The organism is Streptomyces asiaticus, from assembly GCF_018138715.1.
Taxonomy (GTDB): Bacteria; Actinomycetota; Actinomycetes; order Streptomycetales; family Streptomycetaceae; genus Streptomyces; species Streptomyces asiaticus.
This window is the reverse complement of the sequence record NZ_JAGSHX010000006.1, coordinates 3525791-3550033: the sequence shown is the minus strand read 5'-3', so window position 1 is coordinate 3550033 and position 24243 is coordinate 3525791. Positions and strand designations below refer to the sequence as shown.

Sequence of the window (24243 nt, the reverse complement as noted above, 5' to 3'; positions counted from 1 at the left end):
GGCGCAACAGCCGGGACACCGGGGAAGGGGCAGCTGGGTTGACCACGCACGCACCGCAGGCGGCGCACACGGTGACGTTGCCGAGCACGCTCGACGAGGCCGTGGCGGCACTGGCCGCCATGCCCGCCGCCGTGCCCGTGGCGGGCGGTACCGATCTGATGGCCACGGTCAACTCCGGCCTGCTGCGGCCCGCCGCGCTCGTCGGGCTCGGCCGGATCAGCGAAATCCGCGGCTGGCGCTATCTGGACGGGCACGCCCTCCTCGGCGCCGGACTCACCCACGCCCGGATGGGCCGACCCGACTTCGCCGCGCTGATCCCGGCGCTGGCCGCGGCCGCACGCGCCGCCGGGCCCCCGCAGATCCGCAACGCCGGCACCCTGGGCGGCAACATCGTCACCGCCGCCCCCACCGGCGACGCGCTGCCGGTGCTCGCCGCCCTGGAGGCCACGGTCATCATCGCCGGGCCCGAGGGGTCCCGCCGCGAGATCCCGGTCAGCCATCTGCTCGCCGGGGTCGATCTGCTGCGCCCCGGTGAACTCGTCGGATTCGTCCGGGTTCCGCTGCTGCACGCCCCGCAGACCTTCCTCAAGGCCACCGGGCGCACCGGGCCCGGCCGGTCCACCGCCTCCGTCGCCCTCGTCCTGGACCCCGCGCGGCGCGGCGTGCGCTGTGCCGTGGGCGCGGTCGCGCCGATGCCGCTGCGCCCCCTGGAGGCCGAGCGCTGGGTCGCCTCGCTCATCGACTGGGACGGGGACCGAGGCCATCTGGACCCGCAGGTCACGACCGCTTTCGGCGAATACGTCGCCGCCGCGTGCATCCCCGACCCGCTGCCTCCGCAGGACGGCGGCGAGCCGGTCCCCCTGCCGCCTGCCGCGATCCATCTGAGGCGTACCGTGGCAGCTCTGGCCCGCCGAGCACTGGGGAGGGCACTCGCGTGAGTGATGAACAGCAGCCGCACCGGCCGGAGCCGGGGAGCGGCTGGCAGCCGATGCCGCACGGCCCGGAGTACGACGCCGAGTCGACGGCCTTCGTTCAACTGCCGCCCGACTACGCCCACCCGGACCCGACCGACCCCTCCGGCCGTTGGGACCCGCTCGCGGCGCCCGGCACGGGCTACGCGCCCCCGCCCATGGACACCGGACACGGTGACCCGTCCCAGGGCGGCCACTGGCAGCCGTCAGGACATGGCCAGGGCGCGCCCCATGACCAGGGCATGCACGATCAGGGCATGCACAACCAGGGCATGACCGGGCACTGGACCACCGCCGAGACCGATGGCGGCTACCTCTACGGCGGCCACGACGATCCCCATCACGGGTCCGGCCAGTGGCCGGCGCCCACCGAGGACCAGCAGGGCCACCATCCGCCGCACACCGGCCACTGGCCGGCTCCGGCGGCCGAGGAGCCGGTGGACGACTGGCCGGTGCCCGCCCCGTCCGACGACGGCGCCGGCGGGCCCGTGCACACCAGCCAGTGGACCATCCCGGTCGCGGGCGACGACGGTGTGGACGAGACCGGTGAGTACCGCGTCGACGACCACCCCGGCCCGGCCGCCCCTCCGTACGGCGGCCACGCGGACGGTCCCCAGGACCCGCAGACGACGGCCCAGTTGCGGATGCCGTTCGCCGGGCAGGCACAGCCCCGGCAGCAGCCGCAGCAGCCCCATCAGCCGCAGCAGCCCCTCCAGCCCCAGCCCGGGCAGCAGCAGGGGCACTCCGGCCAGTGGTCGGTTCCGGCCGCCGACGAGGGCACGGAGGACTCCGGGGAGTACGCGGTCGAGGGCCACCTCGGCCCGGCCGCGTCCGCGCCACCGGCCGTGCCCATGCCGCCGCCCGCCCGCCGCCGGCTGCGCATGCCCGACCGCGATGAACCGGCCCCGGCCGCGGACCCGGCGTGGCCGGGCCCCTCCGCCGGGGACTCGGGCGAGTTCGCGACCGACGGGCACCAGGGGCTGCACACCCCGCCCCGCGGCACCCCGCCGCACGGGACCCCGCCACATGGCGCGCCCCCTGGCACCCCGCCGCACGACGGCCCCGCGTCCGGGCGGCCCGCCGCCGACGACCCCGGCCGGCGGCCGGGCGATCCGGCCGCCGGGGGCTCCGGCGAGTTCCCGGTCGACTTCCCGGTCGACGGGCAGCACACCGGGCTGGAGACCCCGCCGCACGGCAGTCCGGCCCCCGGACTGCCCCAGGAGGCGTCCTGGCACGGCGCGTTCGCGGACGACCGGTTCGCGGACGACCGTCTGACGGACGACCGGTCGGCCGATGACCGTTTGCCGGGCGCCCCATTCGCGGGGGACGCCCATGGGCACGCCCCGCACCTCGGCCCCGAGGACGGCGCGGGCCACACCGGCGCCGCCGCCGCGCCGGGCGCCCCCGAGGCCCCCGCCGAGGCGGTACCGGACGACGCCGGGCCCGAGCTCGCCGATCCCTCGGCCGAGCCCGAACCGTCCCCGGCCGAGGGCGAGTTCACGGACGCGTCCGACGACGCCGGAGCGCCCGCCCCGGCCGGGACCCCGGCCGACGCCCCCGAGGCCGCCGACACCCCCGTCGAGCCCCTTGCCGAGCCCCTCCTCGCCGAGGCCGCCCAGGCCGCGGACGAGGGCCCGAGCCACAGCGAGCATCCGCTCGCCTCGTACGTCCTGCACGTCAACGGCGCCGACCGCCCCGTCACCGACGTCTGGATCGGCGAGTCGCTGCTCTACGTGCTGCGCGAGCGCCTCGGCCTCGCAGGGGCCAAGGACGGCTGCTCCCAGGGCGAGTGCGGGGCCTGCTCGGTCCAGGTCGACGGGCGGCTCGTCGCCTCCTGCCTGGTGCCCGCCGCCACCGCCGCGGGCAGCGAGGTCCGCACCGTCGAGGGCCTCGCCACCGGCGGACAGCCCTCCGACGTCCAGCGCGCGCTCGCCCGGTGCGGGGCCGTGCAGTGCGGCTTCTGCGTGCCCGGGCTGGCGATGACCGTGCACGACCTCCTCGAGGGCAACCACGCCCCGACCGACCAGGAGACCCGCCAGGCGATCTCCGGCAACCTCTGCCGCTGCTCCGGCTACCGTGGGGTCCTCGACGCCGTCCGCGAGGTCGTCGCGGGCCGTGAGGCCGCCGAGGACGCGGAGGCCGAGGCGGACGAGGGACACGACGCCCACCAGGACCCGGCCCGCATCCCGCACCAGACGGGACCGCACGGCATCACCGGCAACGGGAGCGTCAACGGAAGCGGCAGCGGAAGGGCATCGGCATGACCGGAATCGCGGACGGCACGGGCGCCGTCACCGCCACCCCCGCCGCCGGAACGCCCGTCAAGACCCCGTCCACCATGGGCCTCGGCGTGTCCCTGCCGCCCACCGATTCGGCCGCCAAGACCTCGGGCACCTTCCCGTACGCGGCCGACCTGTGGGCCGAGGGGCTGCTGTGGGCGGCCGTGCTGCGCGCCCCGCACCCGCATGCCCGCATCGTCTCCATCGACACCAAACAGGCCGTCGAGATGCCCGGCGTACGGGCCGTGGTGACCCACAACGACGTGCCCGGCGACGCCTCCCATGGCCGCCGGGTCGCCGACCGTCCGGTGTTCGCCAAGGACCTGGTCCGCCACCACGGCGAGCCGATCGCCGCGGTCGCGGCCGACCACCCCGACACGGCCCGCCTCGCGGCCGCGGCCATCGCCGTCGAGTACGAGGTGCTGGAGCCCGTCACCGACCCCGAGCAGGCGTTCTCCGCCGAGCCGCTGCACCCCGACGGCAATCTGGTCCGCCACATCCCGCTGTCCTTCGGCGACCCGGACGTGGTCGGCGAGGTCATCGTCGAGGGGCTGTACCGGATCGGCCGACAGGACCCGGCGCCCATCGGCGCCGAGGCGGGCCTGGCCGTGCCGCGCCCCGACGGCGGGGTGGAGATCTACACCGCCTCCACCGATCCGCACGCCGACCGCGACCTGGCCGCCGCCTGTTTCGGTCTCGAGCCGGAGCGGGTGAAGGTCGTCGTCACCGGCGTCCCCGGCGCCATGGGCGAGCGCGAGGACCCGGGGATGCAGCTGCCGCTCGGGCTGCTGGCGCTGCGCACCGGCCATCCGGTGAAGCTGGCGGCGACCCGTGAGGAGTCCTTCCTCGGCCACGCCCACCGCCACCCCACCCTGCTGCGCTACCGCCACCACGCGGACTCCCAGGGCAAGCTGGTCAAGGTCGAGGCGCAGATCCTGCTGGACGCGGGCGCGTACGCCGACTCCTCCGCGGACTCGCTGGCCGCCGCCGTCTCCTTCGCCTGCGGCCCCTATGTCGTTCCGCACGCCTTCATCGAGGGCTGGGCGGTGCGCACCAACAACCCGCCCTCCGGCCATGTGCGCGGCGAGGGCGCGATGCAGGTGTGCGCCGCGTACGAGGGCCAGATGGACAAGCTGGCGGCCAAGCTGGGTCTCGACCCGGTCGAGATCCGGATGCGCAATGTGATGGCCACCGGCGATCTGCTGCCCACCGGACAGACCGTCACCTGCCCGGCCCCGGTCGCCGAGCTGCTGCAAGCCGTAAGGGACGCACCGCTGCCCACTCTCCCCAAGGACGACCCCGAGGAGGAGTGGCTGCTGCCGGGCGGCCTGGAGGGCGCGGGCGATCCGGCCGCGGTGCGGCGCGGGGTCGGCTACGCCCTGGGCATGGTCCATATGCTCGGCGCCGAGGGGAGGGACGAGGTCTCCACCGCCACCGTCAAGGTCACCGGGCCGGTGGCCACCGTCATCTGCGCGGCCGTCGAGACCGGCCAGGGCTTCACCACCCTGGCCCGCCAGATCGTCCAGGACGTCCTCGGTATCGAGGAGGTCCATGTGGCGCCCATCGACACCGACCAGCCCCCGGCCGGGCCCGCCTCGCGCGGCCGCCACACCTGGGTCTCGGGCGGTGCGGTCGAGCGCGCCGCGAAGATGGTCCGCACCCAGCTGCTCCAGCCCCTGGCGCATACGTTCGGCATGTCCACCGAGCTGCTCAGCATCGCCGACGGCAAGATCACCTCGTATGACGGGGTGCTCAGCACGACCGTCGAGGAGGCCCTGGAGGGCAAGGAGCTGTGGGCCACCGCGCAGTGCCGTCCGCACCCCACCGAGCCGCTGGACGAGACCGGGCAGGGTGACGCCTTCGTCGGGCTCGCCTACTGCGCGGTGCGCGCCGTGGTGGACGTCGACATCGAGATCGGCGCGGTACGGGTCGTCGACATGACGGTGGCCCAGGACGTGGGCCGGGTCCTCAACCCGCGTCAGCTGAGGACCCGTATCGAGGCGGGTGTCGCCCAGGGCATCGGCGCGGCCCTCACCGAGAACCTGCGCACCTCACGCGGTGTGGTCCGGCACCCGGACCTGACCGGCTACGCCCTGCCGACCGCCCTGGACGTCCCCGACATCCGCATCGTCAAGCTGGTCGAGGAGCGGGACGTGGTGGCCCCCTTCGGCGCCAAGGCGGCCAGCGCGGTGCCGGTGGTCACCACCCCGGCCGCGGTGGCGGCGGCGGTTCGCGCGGCCACCGGCCGTCCGGTCAACCGCCTCCCGATCCGCCCCCAGGCGGCGGTCGTCAACCGGGGCTAGGCACCTGATAAGGAGGCCGCGGGCGGGCCCACCGCCCGCGCCTCGCCGCCGCCCCGCCGTCTACGGCACGGGATTGTCCGAGATGTGTAACAGAGGGATCCCTCCCCGCCCCAACTCCATCCTCATGTTTGCGAAAGCGACACCGGAGACATGGGGAGCGAGGCGGACATGGCACGGCACCGGTTCATGGGGGCGAACAGCCGGATACTGGCGGCGGCGTTCGGTGTGGTGGGGGTGACCGCCCTGGCCGCCGTGTGGACCGCCCAGTCCGGAACCGCCGAGGCCGATCCGGGCGCGTCCCCGACGCCGAAGCCGACGCCGATCGTGGGCCAGACCTCCAAGCCGGACCCCGAACTGCCCGCTCCCGTGGTCAACATGGACATAGCCCACGCCTCCGACAAGGGCGCCAAGGGCGTCAACATCACGATCGACGACGGTCCGGATCCGACCTGGACCCCGCAGGTCCTCCAGGTGCTCAAGGCCAACGGCGTCAAGGCCACCTTCTGCATGGTCGGCCCGCAGGCCCAGGCCCATCCGGACCTGGTCAAGGACGTGGTCGCGGACGGGCACCGGCTGTGCGACCACTCCATGTCGCACGACACGACCATGGACAAGAAGTCGTCCGCCTACCAGTCCAAGGAGATCCTCGACGCCCAGCGACTGATCACCAAGGCGTCGGGCGGCGTCAAGCCGCTCTACTACCGCGCCCCGGGCGGTGCGTTCACCCCGTACAGCCGTCAGATCGCCGCCTCGCAGGGCATGCGGCCGCTGGGCTGGAACGTGGACTCCAAGGACTTCAAGCAGCCGGGTGTCGAGACTGAGGTCAACACCGTCAAGAACGAGATCTCCAACGGCCCCACCGTGCTCTTCCACGACGCGGGCGGCGACCGCGGCCAGACGGTCGAGGCACTGCGCCAGGTCCTGCCGTGGCTGAAGCAGCAGGGATACAGCTTCGGCTTCCCGGAGCGCTGAACCGGGAGGCAGAGCGCCCGCACAGTGCCGTGTCCGTCACCGGCGGGCGTCATCCGCCCGCCGGTGACAGGCGCTCCGGTCAGGCCGGGGGCCGACCCGTCAGGGCGGGTTCGCGCTCGTCCTCGCGGGCGGTGAACGGGCACTGCCAGTCGGCGGGCTTGGGGCGGCCGGAGTAGCGGCGGGCCTCGGAGAGCTCCTCGTACTCGAGCAGGTTGGGATTGATGTCGCCCTGGAGCTGGATGTCCTGCTTGCGTATCTTCTCCGCGAGCCGGTCCCACATGTTGGCGCCCTTGATGCGGTCGAACTGCTCATGCGAGTTGAAGGCCAGCATCGGGAAGGGAGGACGGCGGCCCCAGCGGCGGTGGGTCTCGTGCAGGCCGATGACGAAGAAGGGGTGACCGGCGACGCTGTAGGCGAACTCCCTGGTCTGCGGGTCGGACGAGCGGCCCTCGGCCCAGCGGTGGGACCGGGAGTCCTGTTCGTGGAGTAGCTGGAGCTGTTCCCACAGCAGCTCCTCGAACCGCAGCTCATCCACTCCGCGAGGTTGCTCGAAGGTCGCGATGAAGCTCGTGAACGACCGGTGGCTCCAGTCGGCCGAGGCCACGAAATCCGCGAGGTCGAGTGCCATCAGCCGGGCCGAATCGTGGGATCCCATCCGGTCGTAGTGACGATGGGTGATGCCACCCTTGCGCCAGGCGGACCGTCCCGCCAGGCAGGCGAACCGGTCCCCCAGGATGAACCGCTCCACCTCGTCCGTTGCGTCCACTGTCATGGCCAGCCTTCCTTCCAACTACGTGCCTCCTCGCTGGGAGCTCATCTCCTTCTCCACATGAAGGCGCCCACCCTGCTCACCTGCGTAGGAGAGCAGGAGAACGAGATGGGGCGCCTGGCTGAATTGTGATCGTCGAGGGCCCGATCGGCGAAATCGGGTCGGGGGCCGCCCCCGAGGGAGCGGCCCCGGTCCGGGCTCTGAGTCCTGGCCCGGACCCTGGGCCCCGGCCCGTCAGCTGCGGGCGCGGTCCAGCGCCGCCGCCACCACCGGGCCGATCCGGTCCAGGGACTCCTCCCGCATCATCCGGTAGTGGTGGTCGGGGACGCCGTGCACCACCAGGGCGCCGTCCACGAAGGAGAGCCAGGCGTCCGCCACGTGCAGCGGATCGCGCCGGTAGCCGGGGATCTCCTCCACGGCCCGGAACAGCAGCATGTCGCCATGGAACCGCTCGGGCGCGAACTTCCGCATCAGCTCCTGGTCGTTGAGCAGGATGTCGAGCAGCGGGAAGCTGGCCTCGCCCTCCAGCAGCCGGGCCGGCAGCCCGGTCTCCCGGCAGAGGTCGGCCACCAGGTCGGCGGTGCCGTCCGCCCCGTCGGGGTGCGCTTCCAGCCAGCCCGGGGCGAAGATGTCGCCGCCGCCGATGTCGTCGAGCAGCACCCCCAGCCACTGGCGCTTGCTGAGCTCGGGCGCCTCGGGCAGCGCCTGGGCGTTGTCGGGGTAGGCGTCCACCACGGCCAGCGTGGCGACCTCCTCGCCCCGCGCCTGGAGCCGGGTGGCCATGGCGTGGGCGATCAGCCCGCCGAAGGACCAGCCGAGCAGATGGTAGGGACCGGTCGGCTGGACGGTCCGGATCTGCTCCAGATAGTCGGCGGCCATCTCCTCGACGCTCGCCGGGAGGACGTCCGGTTCGGTGAGACCGCGCGCCTGGAGGGCGTACACCGGCTGGTCGGGGGTGAGATGGCGGAGCAGCCCGGTGTACGACCAGCCGAGACCGCCGCCGGGGTGGACGCAGAACAGCGGCGGGCGCGCCCCCTCGCCGCGCAGCGGCAGCAGGATGTCCAGCGGCTGCCCCTGGTGCGCCTCGGCAGGGCCCGCGGCGTCCAGGCGGGCCACCAGCCGGGCGACGGTCGGCGCCTCGAAGAGGTCGCGCATCGACAGCTCGGTGGCCAGCGCGGCGCGGGCCTGGCTGGCCAGCTTGGAGGCGAGCAGCGAATGGCCGCCGAGCAGGAAGAAGTCGTCGTCGACGGTGACGCCGTCGACGCCCAGGACCTCGCTGAAGAGCGCGCACAGCGTCTCCTCGCGCGGGGTGCGGGGCGCCCGCCCGCCCGTGGTGGCCTCGAAGGAGGGCGCGGGCAGCGCGGCGCGGTTCAGCTTGCCGTTGGCGTCCAGGGGAAGGGTGTCGAGGACCACGAACGCGCTCGGCACCATGTGCTCGGGCAGCACCTCGCCCAGCGCCTCACGGACCGCGGCGACGTCCGGCGGGGTGTCCCCGGCGGCCGTCACATAGCCGACCAGCCGCTGGTCGCCGGGCCGGTCGGCGCGGACCGCCGCGGCGGCCTCGGCCACCTGGGGGAGCGCTCGCAGCGCCGCCTCGACCTCGCCCAGCTCGACGCGGAAGCCGCGCAGCTGGACCTGGCCGTCGGTGCGGCCCACGTACTCGACCTCGCCGTCCGGCCGCAGCCGGGCCAGGTCGCCGGTGCGGTACATCCGGGTGCCGGGCGGGCCGTAGGGGTCGGCGACGAAGCGTTCGGCGGTGAGGGCGGCCCGGCCCAGATAGCCGCGGGCCAGCTGTGCCCCGGACACGTACAGCTCGCCGGTGACCCCGGCCGGGCAGGGCTTCAGCGCGGTGTCCAGGACGTACATCCGGGTGTTCCACACCGGCCGGCCGATCGGCACCGGGCCCTCGCCGCCGGGCGCGGAGGGGTGGTGGGCGATCTGGATGGTGGTCTCGGTGGGCCCGTAGAGGTTGTTCAGCGGTACGCCGGGGAACCGCTCGTGGAACCGCTCGGCGGTCTCGCGCGGCAGCGCCTCACCGCCGCTGGAGGCGCGCCGCAGGATGCCCGCGCACGCTTCGGCGGCGCCCGGCTCGGCGAGGAACGCCTGGAGCATCGACGGCACGAACTGGAGCGCGGTGATGCCCGCCTCGCGCACCGTGCGCGCCAGGTACGCCGGGTCCTTGTGGCCGCCGGGCTTGGCCACCACCAGCGTGGCGCCGCTGAGCAGCGGCCAGAAGAACTCGCAGACGGAGGCGTCGAACCCGGCCGGGGTCTTCTGGAGCATCCGGTCCCCGGGAGCGAGGTCGTACGTGCCCCGCATCCACTCCATGCTGTTGGCCACGGCCCGGTGGGGCACCAGGACGCCCTTGGGGCGGCCGGTGGAGCCCGAGGTGTAGATGATGTACGCGGGGTGCTCGGGGTCGATCGCCACCGCCGGGGCGGAGCCGCCCGCGGCGTCGTCGACGCCCGTGAGGTCCACGACGTCCAGCAGCAGCCGCCCCACGCCATTTCGCGCGGGCAGCGCACCGGCGCTGTCGCCGCGGGTGACCACGAGGGCGGGGCCCGCGTCGTCGAGCATGTACGCCAGCCGCTCGGCCGGGTAGTCCAGGTCCAGGGGCAGATACGCGGCCCCCGTCTTCAGCACCGCGATCAGCGCGATGACCAGGTCCGCGGAGCGGGGCAGGGCCACGCCGACGGTGCGCTCGGGCCCGGCGCCGCGCGCGATGAGCACCCGGGCCAGCCGGTTGGCCGCCCGGTCCAGCTCCGCGTAGCTGAGCACGGTGTCGTCGCAGACCAGGGCCTGGGTGCCGGGGGTGCGGGCGGCCTGGGCGGCCAGCAGCTCCGGGAGGGTGGCGCCGGAGGTGGGGTGCGCCGTGTCGCCCGGCGCGCCCAGGACCCGCCGGCGCTCCTCGGCCGACAGCAGCTCCAGCGAGCCGACGGTGCGCTGCATGTCGGAGGTGTCGGAGAGGGTGCGCAGCAGGCCGAGATAGCGCTCCCGGTGGGCGATGAGGGCGTCCTCGGTGTAGAGGTTGGAGTTGGCGTTGAGGTCGATCCGGATACCGGTGCCGTCGGACCGGTCGTACCCCATGATCGAGAGGTCCTCGACGGTGCCGTTGGAGAGGTTGTGCGCCTTGACCCGGTGACCGGCGAAGTGGAAGTCGTAGTCGTACGTCATGATGTTGACGTGCGGGCCGAGCAAACCGTTTCCGCCGTCCGGGAGTCGCAGATCCCGGGCCAGGTCGATACGGCGGTAGCGCTGATGGCGAAGGGCCTGCCTGACTTCTCGTGAGATCTGCCGGACCAGGTCCCGTATTCGCATATCGGCGCGCACCTGGATGCGCAGCGGCACCACATTGGCGAACATCCCGGGAATGGCGCGGGAAGTGGCATCGGTACGGCCGGATACGGGCAGCGTCAGAATGATGTCCGATTTACCGGTCAATCGGTGCAGATACAGCGCGGTCGCCGTGATGATCATAGCGGACCAGTGGGTGGCGTATTTACGCGCGGCGGCCCGCAGCTCGACCGCTTCCGCCTCGGTCAGGTAGGCGGTCTGGCGGAGGACGGTGGAAAGTTCCCTGGTGGGGTGGGTGGAAAGCCGTGCCGGGCGCGGGGAATCACCGAAGTGTTCCAGCCAGTACGCGCGGTCTTTGGCGAAATCCGGTGAGGCCCGGTATTCCGCGTCCTGGTCGAGCATCGCCCGCAGGGAGCCGAAGACCGTTTCCCCCTCGGCCGGGTCGGTCCCCTCGACGAGCGCGGTGTACACCTCGGCGGTCCGCCGGCCCAGCAGGGCGGCCGAACCGGCGTCGGAGACGATGTGGTGGGTGCCCTGGTACCAGAGGAACCGCTCGGCCTCCACCTTGATCAGGGCGAACGAGAACGCCGGGTGGTCGCCCAGCTTGAGCGCCCCCGTGGCCAGGTCGTTCTTCATCCACCGCTCGGCCTCGGCCCAGGGGTCGTCCTCGGCGGTGAGGTCCAGCTTCGGGAGCTCCCAGTCGGTCACCGGGTCAAGGGCCTGCCAGGGCTCCCCGTCGTCCTCCCCGACCCGGATGTTGTAGGGCTCGGCCTCCGCCACGGCTCTGCGCAGGGCCCGCTCGAATAGCTCGGTGTCTATCGGTCCTTGTATCTCCAGGTACTCACCGACCCGGAAGGTGGTGCTCTCCGGCGGCTCCAGCTGCTCTATGAACCAGATTTCACTCTGGCCGGTCGAGAGCGGCAGACGGGCGGCCGGTACGGCGGGCTGCACATTTCCCCCACTGAGAATGGGACCACGGTCGAAAATGTGCCCGCCGACCGGGAATAGTTTTCCGCTCGGTCGCAGGCACCACACGCGACCCTATGAGACGGAATTGCACTCAGTGCGGGGGTCAAGAGACCGTTCGGTGGCGAGACTGTGAAAATCGCCGAGCCCTAGGTGTTTACCTGGAGTATCGCGATGCCGGAACACCATGAGCGCGTGCATGAGCATGCGCCCTACGGGCGCGAGTGTCCAGAGGATGTCGGGGGTTCACCGAGAGGCAACCCAATGCGCGGGCGCCGAGTGAGGCGCCCGCGCCGGGGTGTGGAGGCCGTGGCGGGAATCGAACCCACGTAACTCGATTTGCAGTCGAGCCCCTCAACCACTCGGGCACACGGCCGATGTCGTGTTGTGTTCTCGACGATAGGACCGGGGTGGGGCGGGCACAACGGAGCGGCGGGGGCTGCCATACGACTGACACACTGCGTTCACGGCCGCCGTTGACGGCCGCCGTTCATGGCCTGACGGCCGCGCCTCCGCCGCGCCCCCGGCCCCCTTCGCGGCCCGCCTTCACCGCGTGGGGCGCTGTGCCAGGAAGTCCTCGACCACCTGGCGGAAGAGGTCCGGATCGTCGACCCATGGGTAGTGGCCCACCCCGGGCAGCGGCCGCGCCCGGCCGTCCGGGAAGGACTCGGCCACCAGCTCCCCGGCCCGCATCCCGGTCACCGCGTCCCGGTCGCCGGTGATCGCCAGCACCGGGCAGGGCACCTCGCGCAGCCGGGCCAGCACCGCGCGCCGCCCCGCCTCGTCGACGCCCTGCCAGAAGCCCGCCCGTGCCACCCGCCCCAGCTGCTCGCCCTCGCTCTCGGCGTGCGCCCGCTGGGGCTCCTCCCAGCGGCCGTACGCCATGGGGGCGGCCTGGAGCAGCAGCCTGCGCATCTCGGGGAGGTCGGTGGTGTCGGGCAGGAGCTGCACCGCCGTGTACGCCTCCTCCCACCAGGGCTCGTCGGCGCGGGACTCGAAGATCTCCCGGGCGTCCTCGGGGAGTTCGCCCTGAAGCCGGGCGCCCGGGCTGACCACGATCAGGCGGCTGAGCGGCTCGGGGTGGGCGGCCGCGTACGCCTGGGCGGTGGCGGCGGCCGCGTCATGGGCGAGCAGCGGGAAGCGGACGAGGTCCAGATGGCGGCGGAGCGCCTCGAGGTCCTCGGCGAGCCCGGGGAAGGCGTAGCCGATGGGGTCGGCGGACGGCGGCGAGTCCCCGGTGCCGCGGCTGTCGGGGACGATGAGGGTGTGATGGGCGTCCAGCCCGCCGAGGTCGCCCAGATACGCGGCGTCCCGCCCCGGCCCGCCCGCCAGGCAGATCAGCGGTGGCCCCGCCGAGCCGTCCCGGGCCTCCAGGACGCGGTAGGCCAGCTCGGTTCCGTCGTACGAGGTGTAGTGCGGCATGGGGTCAGCTTGCCCCAGCTTCGTCATCTTGACCGTCCTTGACCGGGTGTCTCTCGCGCATCGGGTGTGGCGCCGGGCCGTATGCTTCGTGGCGCCGGGCCGTATGCCTCGTGGCGCCGGGCGGTATGTCTCGTGGCGCCGGGCGGTATGTCTCGTGGCGCCGGGCCGTGGGGCGGCTCCGACCCGGCTCAGTGGCCCGGCTTCGTGGCGCGGCTCGATGTCCCGGCCGTCCGCGTGACGCAAAAGCGCCGGTAGGGGCGATCTTGTGCGGCCCCAAATCCCGCTTATGGTTTCCGTTCCGGGCTCCGTATGATGCGAGTGTGTTCGATTCCCGGCACATCAAGACGTTCCACGAGGTGGTCCGCTCCGGCTCCTACTCCGGGGCCGCCCGTGCCCTCGGCTACACCCAGCCGGCCATCACCCAGCAGATGAAGGCGCTCGAACGGGCCGTGGGCAGCCCGCTGTTCATCCGGGTCGGCCGGGGGATGCGGCTCACCGAGGCGGGGGAGACCCTCGCCCGGCACGCCGACACCATTCTGACCAGCATCTCCACCGCCCAGCAGCAGATGAGCGCCATCACCCGGCTGCGCTCGGGCCGGGTGCGGGTCTGCGCCTTCCCCAGCGCCAACGCGACCCTCATCCCCGAGACCATGGCCCGGCTCGCCGCCGCCCATCCGGGGGTACGGGTGGAGCTGCTGGAGGGCGAGCCGCCGGACTCGCTGGGGCGGGTGGTGCGCGGGGAGTGCGACATCACCCTCGCCTTCACCTATCCGGGGCTGCGCGAGGAGACCCCCGCCGAGCTGGTGGAGATCCCGCTGCTGGAGGACCAGCTGACGGTGCTGCTGCCGACCGGCCATCCGCTGGCCCGGCGGCGGGCGGTCAAGCTGGCCGAGCTGAGCGAGGAGCGCTGGATCGCCGGATGTCTGCGGTGCCGCGCCAACTTCCTGCACGAATGCGCCGAGCAGGGCTTCGCCCCGGACATCGCCTTCACCACCGACGACAATCTGGTGGTGCAGAGCATGGTCGCGGCCGGGCTCGGCGTGGCGATGATGCCGGGCCTGGTGCTGTCGTTCCTCTGTCACCAGAAGGTCACCGGGCGCGCCCTGGACCCCGCCTCGCGCCGCCATGTCTCGGCGTACGTCCTCCGCGAGCACCTGGGGATACCGGCCACCGCGCGGGTGCTGGAGGAGCTGAAGACGGTGGCCGGGAACCGGGTCGGCTGTTGACCCCTTATCCATAAGCGGAGCTTGGGGACGGCTCAACAACCTGTCGTTGGACGTGATGGTGCGGGCAGCAGGACGCTGCCACCATGACCACCCCGACCGCGTATCCGTCCTCCCGTCTTCTCACGGCACGCCTCGGCGCGTTCGTCGGCGACGTCCGCGAGGCCGTCGGCCGGGGCCTGGCGCCCGATGTGACCGCCTATCTGGTGGGTGAGCGGCTCGCCCCCCACCTCGGCGCGGACGATCTGCTCACCCCCGAGCAGCGCGCGGGCGACCCCGACCGCTACCGCCAGCACATCCTGCACGCCGAGCCCGACGGCAGCTTCTCGATCGTCGCGCTGGTGTGGTTGCCCGGCCAGCGCACGGCGATCCATGACCATGTGTCCTGGTGTGTGACCGGCGTCCACGAGGGCGAGGAGCACGAGCGGCGCTACCGCCTCGTCCCGGACGGGCCGGGCTCGCGGCTGATCGCGGTGGAGGACGTGGTCAACCCGCGCGGCGCGGTGTGCGGATTCGCACCGCCAGGAGATATCCACAGGGTGTGGAACGCCTGCGGGACGAAGGCGATCTCGATCCATGTCTACGGGGCGGACATCGCCCGCCTGGGCAGCAGCGTCCGGCGGGTCTACGACCTCCCGGCGGCGGATGACCGGCTCCCGGCGGCGGGCGGCCAGCTCCCGACGGCGGATGACCAGCTCCCGACGGCGGATGACCAGCTTCCGGCGGCGGACGACCACCTCCCGGCGGCGGGCGGCCACCTTCCGACGGCGGACGGCCAGTGACGCTCGCGGCCGCGCCCGGCCGGGCGCGGCAGGCTGCCGGATGGCGGCCGCCCGCCCCGGCGTACGGGCTCGGGCTGGCCGCGGCCGGGGTCGCGACCGCCTGGGGCGTCCACCGGCTGCTCCCCGCCGTCCCCCTGCTGACCGCCGCCGTGGTGCTGGGCATCGTCGCCGCGCATCTGCCGGGGGCGCGCGGCCTGGTCCGGGGCGTCTGCCGGGCCGGGCTCTCGCTCGCCGGGAAGCGTCTGATGCGCCTGGGCATCGTGCTGCTCGGCCTCAAACTCAGCCTGAACGATGTGCTGGGCCTGGGCTGGGCCACCGTGGCGATGGTCCTGGGCGTGGTCGCGGCCACCTTCTGCGGCACCTGGTGGCTCGGTCGCCGGATGGGGCTGCGCGGTGACCAGCCGCTGTTGATCGCCACCGGCTACTCGATCTGCGGGGCGTCCGCGATCGGCGCGGTGAGCGAGGTGTCGGACAGCGATGAGCGCGATGTGGCCACCTCCGTGGCGCTGGTGACGCTCTGCGGCACGCTCGCCATCGCCGTTCTGCCGCTGCTCCAGCACCCCTTGGGGCTCGGCGACGAGGCGTTCGGCCGGTGGGTGGGGGCCAGCGTGCACGACGTGGGCCAGGTGGTGGCCACCGCACAGACCGCGGGGCCGTCGGCGCTGGGCGACGCGGTGCTGGTCAAGCTGGTGCGGGTGGCCCTGCTCGCCCCGCTGGTCGCGGCGCTCGCGACGTCCGTACGGGCGCGGGGGCGCGCCAAGCGGACGGAGGGCCAGGCGGCACAGGGCGAGGAGACGCAGCGGCGGCGGCCGCCGCTGGTGCCGCTCTTCGTCCTCGGCTTCCTCGCCATGACGGCCCTGCGCAGCACGGACGTCCTGTCCACCACCGTGCTGGACACCGCAGCCACGGCCCAGGAACTCCTCCTCGCCGCCGCCCTCTTCGGCCTGGGCAGCGCCGTCCACCTGCCCTCCCTCACCCGCACCGGCGCCCGGGTCGCCGCGCTGGGGCTGTGCGCGTGGGTGGTGATCGCGGGCGCGTCGTACGGGGGCGTCCTGCTCACCACGTAGGGCCGGGGCCTCACCACGTAGGGCGTCACGTCGGGCGTCACGCAGGGCGGCGGATGTACCTAGGCCCAGCGGCCGAGCGCGGTTCGGTCCCGCGACAGGTGTGACGTCCCGGAACGCCACTTACCCTGACGCCATGACCCCTCGCGACCCCCTCGACGTCGGTGCCGCCGACGCCGCCGTCACGGACGGCGCCCTGCCACCCCAGGCGGCCGCCGCCTCCGCCGTCCACCCCGAGCCGGCAGCCGGGGGCCTCGGTCCGGCGGAAGCCGGTGACCTGGACCCGGCGGACGACGGTGACACCGGTGGCACCGGCGACACCGTACTGGGGAGGCGCTACCGCGCTCTCACCCTCGGCATCGTCAGCGTCGTCTCCCTCATCGCCTTCGAGGCGAGCGCGGTCAACACCGCGATGCCGGTCGCGGCCCGCGCGCTGGACGGGGTCGAGCTCTACGCGTACGCCTTCTCCGCCTACTTCACCGCGAGCCTGTTCGCGATGGCCCTGTCGGGGGAGTGGTGCGACCGCAAGGGGCCGCTGGCGCCGCTGTTCGCCGGGATCGCGGCGTTCGCGGCCGGGCTGCTGGTGGCGGGTTCGGCACAGCGGATGTGGATGTTCGTGGGCGGCCGGGCGGTGCAGGGCATAGGCGGCGGGCTGGTGATCGTCGCGCTGTACGTGGTGGTGGGTCGCGCCTATCCGCAGCGGCTCCAGCCCGCCGTGCTGGCGTCCTTCTCCGCCGCCTGGGTGCTGCCGGTCATCGTCGGCCCGCTCGCCGCCGGGACCGTCACCGAACACGTGGGCTGGCGCTGGGTGTTCCTCGCCATCCCGGTGCTGGTGCTGCCGCCGCTCGCGGTGATGCTCCCCGCGCTGCGCGCCCTGTCCCCGAGCGAGCTCTCCGCGGGCATGAACCGGCGCCGCATCCTGCTCGCGCTCGCCGTCGCGGTGGGTGCCGGGCTGCTCCAGTACGCGGGCCAGGACCTCAGCTGGCTCTCCCTCGTCCCGGCCGCCGCCGGGCTCGCCCTGCTCGTCCCATGCGTACTGCGGCTGCTGCCCAAGGGCACCTTCCGCGCCGCCCGCGGCCTGCCCTCGGTGATCCTGCTGCGCGGGGTGGCGGCGGGGTCCTTCCTGGGTGCGGAGAGCTTCGTCCCGCTGATGCTGGTGACCCAGCGCGGCCTGTCCGCGACCGCCGCCGGGCTCTGCCTCACCGGCGGTGGCCTCACCTGGGCCCTGGGCTCCTACACCCAGAGCCGCCCCCGCCTGGAGCCGCACCGCGAACGGCTGATGGGCCTCGGCATGCTCCTCATGGCCGTCTCCATCGCCATGGTGCTCCTGGCCCTCACCGACTCCGTCCCCGCCTGGATCGTCGCCGTGGCCTGGGTGATCGGCGGCTACGGAATGGGGCTGACCATCTCCAGCGGGAGCGTGCTGCTGCTGAAGCTCTCCCGCCCGGAGGACGCGGGCAGCAACTCCGCCTCCCTCCAGGTCTCCGACGCGCTCGGCAACATCACGCTGGTCGGCCTCAGCGGTGTCCTCTTCGTCACCTTCGGTGGCGGCGAGATCGCCCCCACCGGCACCGCGGCCACCCACCAGCCGGCCGCCTTCGGGGCGGTCTATGTGGCGATGGCGGCGGTGGCGCTGGCGGGCGTCTGGGTGACGACTCGGTTGCGGCCCGACATCCGTTAGCACCGCGTGGTACCACGCGGTACCATCGGGGCATGGCAGCGCTGAATCTACGCTTTACGGACGAAGAGCTCGACGCACTGCGCAAACGCGCGGAGGCGGAGGGCCGGAGTATGCAGTCGTTCGCCCACGACGCGGTGATCGCTGCGATCAATGAGCACTCCCGGCTGTTCAACGAGGCCGCCGCCCATGTGTTGCGGGCGAGTGAAGAGCTCAACCGGAGGCTCGCCTGATGCACTACCTCACCCTGCCCGAGCTGCTGAACCTCGCGGAGCGGCTCGGGGCCGACGAGGTGCGCGACTACGGGCTGCTGGAGTCCGCTCTGGCCCGTCCGCAGGCGAGCGTGTTCGGCCAGGACGCCTACCCGGACGTGTGGCAGAAGGCGGCGGCGCTGATGGAGTCGCTGGCCCGAAACCACGCCTTGGTGGACGGCAACAAGCGGCTCTCCTGGTACGCGACCTGGGTCTTCCTCCACATCAACGGGCATCCACTGCACGCGGACTTCGACGTCGACGAGGCCGAGCGTTTCGTGCTGAGCGTCTGCCAGGGCGAGCTGGACGTGCCGAAGATCGCGGAGGGGCTGACCCGGTTCACCAACGGAATGTGAGTCTGATCCCACCCCCGGGTGGGATCGGCCCGTACCCCGGAGTGTGAAGGACGGCACCGGTAGGCTGACGCGGTTCCCGATCGACCCGCCGAGCCAGCCCGACGGAGACCGTGAGTACTACTGCCGCCTCCACCAGCCATCACCTCTCGCCCGCCTTCCCCGGCCGGGCGCCTTGGGGTACCGCGAGCAAGCTGCGCGCCTGGCAGCAGGGTGCGTTGGACAAGTACATCCAGGAGCAGCCGCGGGACTTCCTCGCGGTGGCGACCCCCGGGGCCGGGAAGACCACCTTCGCCCTGACCCTCGCCTCCTGGCTGCTGCACCACCATGTCGTCCAGCAGGTGACGGTCGTCGCGCCGACCGAGCACCTGAAGAAGCAGTGGGCGGAGGCCGCCGCCCGGATCGGCATCAAGCTGGACCCGGAGTACAGCGCGGGCCCGCTGAGCCGCGAGTACCACGGCATCGCCATCACCTACGCGGGTGTCGGCGTCCGGCCCATGCTGCACCGCAACCGGATCGAGCAGCGCAAGACGCTGGTCATCCTCGACGAGATCCACCACGCCGGTGACTCCCGCTCCTGGGGCGAGGCGTGTCTGGAGGCGTTCGAGCCGGCCACCCGGCGGCTCGCGCTCACCGGCACCCCGTTCCGGTCCGACACCAACCCCATCCCCTTCGTCACCTACGAAGAGGGCAACGACGGCATCCGGCGCTCCTCGGCCGACTACACCTACGGCTACGGCAGCGCGCTGGGGGACGGCGTCGTGCGCCCCGTCATCTTCCTCTCCTACAGCGGCAACATGCGCTGGCGCACCAAGGCGGGCGACGAGATCGAGGCGCGGCTCGGCGAGCCGATGACCAAGGACGCCGTCTCCCAGGCGTGGCGCACCGCGCTCGATCCGCGCGGCGACTGGATGCCGAACGTGCTGCGCGCCGCCGACCAGCGGCTGTCCGAGGTCCGCAAGGGCATCCCGGACGCGGGGGCGCTCGTCATCGCCTCCGACCAGGACTCGGCCCGCGCCTACGCCAAGCTCATCCGCGAGATCACCGGCACCAAGGCGACGCTCGTGCTCTCCGACGAGGCGGCGGCGTCCCAGCGGATCGAGGACTTCAGCCACTCCGACGACCGCTGGATGGTCGCGGTCCGCATGGTGTCCGAGGGCGTGGACGTGCCCCGGCTGGCGGTCGGGGTGTACGCGACCACCATCTCCACCCCGCTCTTCTTCGCCCAGGCCGTCGGCCGTTTCGTACGGTCGCGGCGGCGCGGCGAGACCGCGTCCGTCTTCCTCCCCACCATTCCGAACCTGCTCGGCTTCGCCAATGAGATGGAGGTCGAGCGCGATCACGTCCTGGACAAGCCGAAGAAGGACGGCGAGGAGGAGAACCCGTACGCGGAGGAGGAGAAGCTCCTCGAGGAGGCCGAGAAGCAGCAGGACGAGGACACCGGAGAGCAGGACCAACTCCCCTTCGAGGCACTGGAGTCGGACGCGGTCTTCGACCGGGTGCTGTACGACGGCGCCGAGTTCGGCATGCAGGCGCATCCGGGCAGCGAGGAGGAGCAGGACTACCTGGGCATCCCGGGGCTCCTCGAACCCGACCAGGTGCAGATGCTGCTCCAGAAGCGGCAGGCCAAGCAGATCGCGCACAGCCGCAAGAAGCCGGATACGGAGGCGGATCTGCTGGAGCTTCCGGCGGAGCGGCGGCCGGTGGTCACCCACAAGGAGCTGCTGGAGCTGCGCAAGGAGCTCAACTCGCTGGTGGGGGCGTATGTCCACCAGAGCGGGAAGCCGCATGGCGTGATCCACACGGAGCTGCGCCGGGTGTGCGGTGGGCCGCCGAGTGCGGAGGCGACGGCGGGGCAGATCCGTGAGCGGATCAAGAAGGTCCGGGAGTGGGCAACGCGCATGCGCTGACGCGCGGATCTTTCCCCTCCCCGCCCCTTCTCCCCTAACCAAGGGCTCCGCCCCTGGACCTGGGACCGAGGGGCGGAGCCCGCACACCCCCTAGCACGCCGGCACGCCAGCACGGCGGGGCCTGGCGGCTGGGTTGGCCTGGGTGGTGCGGGCTGGGGCGGCGGGTCCGGCGGGGCTTTCCCCTCCTGGCCCCTTCCCGGAACTGGGGCCAGCCCCAGGCCCCGGGTTCGGGGGCGGGGCCCCGGATACCCCTTGGTGGGCTGGCTCGCCAGCACGGCGGGGCCTGGCGGCTGGGCCGACGCGGCTTTCCCCTCCCCGCCCGTCCCCGTGCATCGATATGCGGCTTTCGTTCGCGCCGGGGTCTGGGCGCGGGCCCTCCCCGGCCCTCCCTGTGTGTCGATTTGCGGCTCCGCCGCGTGGTGGGGGCCGGGGGCTGGGGCGGAGCCCCAGTTGAGGGGAGGGGCGGGGTGGGGGAGTAGCCGCCGCAGGTGTCTCGTCCTCCGCAACCCCCTTTCGAAAAATTTCATGAACCGGTCGCAGACCCCCCTCGTGAATCCGGGCAAACCGCAACGTTTTGGGGTGCCCGCGCACCGCGCGCCTTGGCAGCTCCGCTCGGATTCTGGACAAACCCTTCCGCAAAGCGGACCGGCTCGCTAGCGTTCGGGCACGCACACGCCCCGTGGCAGCGCCGCCGCGGAGCGCAGCCGGTGCGTGACCACCGCGACCGGCGGCCTCTTCGCGCGCCGTCGTCGGGACCGGCGGGCCACCGCACGAAGAGCCGCCACTCATCACCGAGGAGGGGGCGTCGTGACCGCGGAGACCTCTCAGACGCTCGATCGGGGACTGCGCGTCCTCAAACTGCTCGCCGACACCGACCACGGGCTGACCGTGACCGAGCTGTCCAACAAGCTCGGCGTCAACCGCACCGTGGTCTACCGGCTGCTGGCCACCCTCGAGCAGCACTCCCTGGTCCGCCGGGACATCGGCGGGCGAGCGCGCGTCGGGCTCGGGGTGCTCCAGCTCGGCCGTCAGGTGCATCCGCTCGTACGGGAGGCGGCGCTGCCCGCGCTGCGCTCCCTCGCCGAGGACGTCGGCGCGACCGCCCACCTCACCCTGGTCGACGGCACCGAGGCACTCGCCGTAGCGGTCGTCGAGCCGACCTGGACCGACTACCACGTGGCCTACCGGGCCGGATTCCGGCATCCGCTCGACCGGGGCGCCGCCGGGCGCGCGATCCTCGCCGCCCGCGCCGGCCGCCCCGACGACCCCGGGTACGCCCTCACCCACGGCGAACTGGAAGCGGGCGCGAGCGGCGCGGCCGCCCCGCTCGTCGGGGTGACGGGGATAGAGGGCAGCGTCGGAGTCGTGATGCTCTGCGACTCGGTCCCGGAGCGGGTCGGCCCCCGCGTGGTCGACGCGGCCCGAGAGGTCTCGGACGCCTTGAGGTGAGGGTGGGCCGCCAGGCGGCCGGCCTGGCGGCAGCGGTGGGCATGCGACCGGCGCGACCGGGCGCATGCCCGCAAAACCCGCCCGCCCGCAAAACCCGCCCGCCCCCAAAACCCGCCCGCCCGCGCGGGGCCCCGCGTCGGGCGGCCTGGCGGCACGGCCGGGTTCACGCCGCCCCGGGCGGCCCCGTGGGGCCGGGGTGGCGGCTCATGTTCCCCGGCGGTCAACTAGATTCACACCATGCCTGCCGTCTCCCCCCGCGCCCGCACCCTCGCGCTCTGCTCCGCACCCGTGCTCGCCCTGCTCGCGGTGGCCGCGTTCGCGCCGCTGCCGTTCACCGTGGCCCAGCCCGGTTCGACCGTGAACGTCCTGGGCTCCGACCGCGGCAAGCCGGTGATCAGCGTCTCGGGGACCGGCACCCGCAAGACCGCCGGGCAGTTGCGGATGACGACGATCCTGGCGACCGGCCCGGAGGCCACCGTGCGGGTGAAGGACGTCGTCAGCGGCTGGTTCGCCACCGACCGCGCCGTCATGCCGCATGACTCGGTCTACGTCGGCGGCACCACCAAGCAGATCGAGCGGCACAACGCCGAGGAGATGGAGGAGTCCCAGTCCTCGGCCACCAGCGCCGCGCTCGGCTACCTCCACCGCTCCCCGCGCGACGTCAAGGTCACCCTGCGCCTCGCCGACGTCGGCGGTCCGAGCGCCGGGCTGCTCTTCTCCCTCGGCATCGTCGACAAGCTGGACGGCGACGGCCGCGGCGGCGACCTCACCGGCGGCCGGACGATCGCGGGCACCGGCACCATCGACGCCAAGGGCAAGGTCGGGGCCGTGGGCGGGGTCCCGCTGAAGACGCAGGCCGCCAAGCGGGACGGCGCCACGGTCTTCCTGGTGCCGAAGGCCGAGTGCGCCGACGCCACGGCCGAATTGCCCAAGGGGCTGCGGCTGATCCCCGTCACCACCCTCAAGGGTGCGGTGACGGCTCTGCGGGCGCTGCGGTCGGGCGGCGCGGTCCCGCACTGCTGAGCGTCGGCACCGCCATGCTCTCGTCCACAGTCGGCCCCTCGTCCATCCCGCGCCAGGCCGGGAAGACCAGCGGGCTGAGCGTGGCCAGGAAGTAGACACCGCCCGTCACCAGGAAGGCGGCGGTCAGTCCCACCCCCTCCGCCAGGCACCCGGCCGCGAGCCCGCCGAGCGGCATCACCACCCACACCCCCGCGGTGAGCGCCCCCGAGACCCGGCTGCGCAGTTCGTCGGGGACGGCCTCGTACGTCACCGTGGTCAGGATCGGGTTGAGCATCCCCGCCGCGACCCCGCTGATCGCCATCGTCACGGCGAGCGGGGACACCCCGGGCACGAACGCGGCGATCAGGAACCGCGGCAGCCCGCACACCAGGAAGCTCACCGCGAACACGGTCCGGCGCGGAAAGCGGTCGCCCACCGCCCCGTACAGCAGCGCCCCCACCAGCGCTCCGCCGCCGAACAGCGCCGTGAGCAGCCCCAGTTGCACCGAACCGCCCAGATGGCGCTCGGCGTGGACCGGCAGCAGTACGGAGGACACACCCTGGTCGAGGCCGTTGGTGACCATGACCATCAGCACGATGGCCAGCAGCAGCCGATGGCGCAGCAGGAAGCGGTACCCCTCGCGCAGCTCCGCGCGGTAGGCGCGGGCGGACACCGGGACGACGGGCTTGCGCGGCGCGGCGGCGGGCAGTCCGCGCAGCCCCGCCATGATCAGCACCGCGGACGCCGCGAACGTGGCCGCGTCGAGCAGCAGTACCGACGGCGGCCCGAGCAGCGCGATCAGCAGCCCGCCGAGCGCGGCGCCCAGCATCCTGGCCCCGCGCGAGGCCCCGTCGTAGAAGCTGGCCGCGCGGCTGAGGGTGGTGCCCGCCCGTTCGGCCAGCGCGGGGACGAGCACCTGGCGGGCGGTCTCGCCCGGCGCGTGGAGCAGTCCGCAGAACGCCATCAGCGCGCACAGCTGCCAGAACCGCAGCAGCCCGGCGAAGTGCAGCACCGGAATCGTGGCGACGGCCACCCCGCACAGCGAGTCGGAGGCGATGGAGACCCGTCGGCGGCCGATCCGGTCGATGACCGGTCCGCCGATGACGGCGGAGACGACCACCGGCAGGGTCGCGCAGAAGGAGACCAGCCCGGCCTTGGCGGCGCTGCCCGTGGTCTCCAGGACGAACCACGGGACGGCGATCAGGGTGAGGGAATTGCCCGCTATGGAGACGGTGTTGGCGGCGAGGACGAGTAAGAGTGGTCTTCGGCCGTCCCGGCCGTTCCCCCGGCGCTCTCCGTCTCCTGTGTCGTCGGCCATGTCAGTGGTCGAACCGGGCGGTCAGACCGGATTGCGGCAGCCGCGGCGTGGCCAGCCGCAGCCCGACCTCCACCAGCGTCCAGCCGACCCGGGTGCGCAGCACCCGGGCGCGGGCGGTGCGGGAGCGGCGGTGCGGCCGGGACGCCTCGCGGGCCTCGTCACGCAGCCGCTCGGCGCGTATGCGGTGCAGCCACAGATGGATCTCGTCGCCGTACATGTGGTTCCCCCCAGGGATCG

18 protein-coding genes and 1 tRNA gene are annotated in these 24243 nt (G+C 73.2%); 13 read left to right on the top strand and 6 right to left on the bottom strand.

What is annotated here, in order from left to right:
* Positions 1-38: 38 nt before the first annotated feature.
* The 4 genes from KHP12_RS22370 (at position 39) to KHP12_RS22355 (ending at position 6525) form a co-directional block, all read left to right on the top strand.
* Positions 39-938 (top strand): FAD binding domain-containing protein, encoded by a 900-nt coding sequence (locus tag KHP12_RS22370; RefSeq protein ID WP_037954802.1) that lies wholly within the window; start codon positions 39-41, stop codon positions 936-938.
* Positions 935-3235, top strand: a complete 2301-nt coding sequence (locus KHP12_RS22365) for a 2Fe-2S iron-sulfur cluster-binding protein (RefSeq protein WP_308289497.1) — start codon at positions 935-937, stop codon at positions 3233-3235. The genes KHP12_RS22370 and KHP12_RS22365 overlap by 4 nt, the downstream gene beginning before the upstream one ends.
* Positions 3232-5553, top strand: a complete 2322-nt coding sequence (locus tag KHP12_RS22360) for a xanthine dehydrogenase family protein molybdopterin-binding subunit (protein ID WP_086884176.1) — start codon at positions 3232-3234, stop codon at positions 5551-5553. Before KHP12_RS22365 ends, KHP12_RS22360 begins: the two co-directional genes overlap by 4 nt.
* 168 nt (positions 5554-5721) lie before the next feature.
* A complete protein-coding gene (locus tag KHP12_RS22355; RefSeq protein WP_086884178.1) occupies positions 5722-6525 on the top strand; it encodes a polysaccharide deacetylase family protein in 804 nt (267 codons plus the stop codon).
* A 79-nt stretch (positions 6526-6604) separates the two neighbouring features.
* Here the strand turns inward: KHP12_RS22355 and gntA are convergent, their stop codons facing one another.
* The 4 genes from gntA to KHP12_RS22335 form a co-directional block, all read right to left on the bottom strand.
* Positions 6605-7297: a guanitoxin biosynthesis heme-dependent pre-guanitoxin N-hydroxylase GntA gene (gntA, locus tag KHP12_RS22350; protein ID WP_086884177.1), complete on the bottom strand. Its 693-nt coding sequence runs from the start codon at positions 7295-7297 to the stop codon at positions 6605-6607.
* Positions 7298-7528: 231 nt separating this feature from the next.
* A complete protein-coding gene (locus KHP12_RS22345) occupies positions 7529-11539 on the bottom strand; it encodes a non-ribosomal peptide synthetase (protein ID WP_210609359.1) in 4011 nt (1336 codons plus the stop codon).
* Between the two features lie 316 nt (positions 11540-11855).
* Positions 11856-11930, bottom strand: a tRNA-Cys gene (locus tag KHP12_RS22340).
* 170 nt (positions 11931-12100) lie between these two features.
* Positions 12101-12976, bottom strand: a complete 876-nt coding sequence (locus KHP12_RS22335; RefSeq protein WP_211834893.1) for an alpha/beta fold hydrolase — start codon at positions 12974-12976, stop codon at positions 12101-12103.
* A gap of 320 nt (positions 12977-13296) precedes the next feature.
* Here KHP12_RS22335 and KHP12_RS22330 point away from each other — a divergent pair, with 320 nt between their 5' ends.
* From KHP12_RS22330 to KHP12_RS22290, 9 genes are all read left to right on the top strand, one after another.
* The gene (locus tag KHP12_RS22330) at positions 13297-14202 is read left to right on the top strand and encodes a LysR family transcriptional regulator (RefSeq protein ID WP_086885610.1); all 906 of its coding nucleotides are present in this window, start codon (positions 13297-13299) and stop codon (positions 14200-14202) included.
* An 83-nt stretch (positions 14203-14285) separates the two neighbouring features.
* Entirely contained in the window at positions 14286-14981 is a 696-nt protein-coding gene (locus tag KHP12_RS22325; protein WP_244203360.1) for a cysteine dioxygenase family protein, read from the top strand.
* Positions 14978-16048: a YeiH family protein gene (locus tag KHP12_RS22320; RefSeq protein ID WP_051573809.1), complete on the top strand. Its 1071-nt coding sequence runs from the start codon at positions 14978-14980 to the stop codon at positions 16046-16048. The genes KHP12_RS22325 and KHP12_RS22320 overlap by 4 nt, the downstream gene beginning before the upstream one ends.
* Positions 16049-16181: 133 nt before the next feature.
* Positions 16182-17726, top strand: coding sequence for an MFS transporter (locus KHP12_RS22315; protein WP_086885611.1), 1545 nt, complete (start codon positions 16182-16184; stop codon positions 17724-17726).
* 32 nt (positions 17727-17758) lie between these two features.
* Entirely contained in the window at positions 17759-17956 is a 198-nt protein-coding gene (locus KHP12_RS22310; RefSeq protein WP_020870939.1) for an Arc family DNA-binding protein, read from the top strand.
* Positions 17956-18330, top strand: a complete 375-nt coding sequence (locus KHP12_RS22305; RefSeq protein ID WP_037962087.1) for a type II toxin-antitoxin system death-on-curing family toxin — start codon at positions 17956-17958, stop codon at positions 18328-18330. Before KHP12_RS22310 ends, KHP12_RS22305 begins: the two co-directional genes overlap by 1 nt.
* Positions 18331-18440: 110 nt before the next feature.
* Complete coding sequence (locus KHP12_RS22300; RefSeq protein ID WP_086885612.1) at positions 18441-20237, top strand: DEAD/DEAH box helicase; 1797 nt, start codon at positions 18441-18443, stop codon at positions 20235-20237.
* An 807-nt stretch (positions 20238-21044) separates the two neighbouring features.
* On the top strand, positions 21045-21686 hold the full coding sequence (locus tag KHP12_RS22295; protein WP_037962091.1) for an IclR family transcriptional regulator: 642 nt from the start codon (positions 21045-21047) through the stop codon (positions 21684-21686).
* Positions 21687-21923: 237 nt separating this feature from the next.
* Positions 21924-22709, top strand: coding sequence for a S16 family serine protease (locus KHP12_RS22290; RefSeq protein ID WP_086886426.1), 786 nt, complete (start codon positions 21924-21926; stop codon positions 22707-22709).
* On the opposite strand, the gene KHP12_RS22285 is transcribed toward KHP12_RS22290, so the two are convergent.
* Together KHP12_RS22285 and KHP12_RS22280 are read right to left on the bottom strand one after the other, a co-directional pair.
* A complete protein-coding gene (locus KHP12_RS22285) occupies positions 22648-24006 on the bottom strand; it encodes an MFS transporter (protein WP_086886425.1) in 1359 nt (452 codons plus the stop codon). The genes KHP12_RS22290 and KHP12_RS22285 overlap by 62 nt on opposite strands.
* 1 nt (position 24007) lies before the next feature.
* Entirely contained in the window at positions 24008-24223 is a 216-nt protein-coding gene (locus KHP12_RS22280; RefSeq protein ID WP_037962095.1) for a hypothetical protein, read from the bottom strand.
* Between the last annotated feature and the right edge of the window lie 20 nt (positions 24224-24243).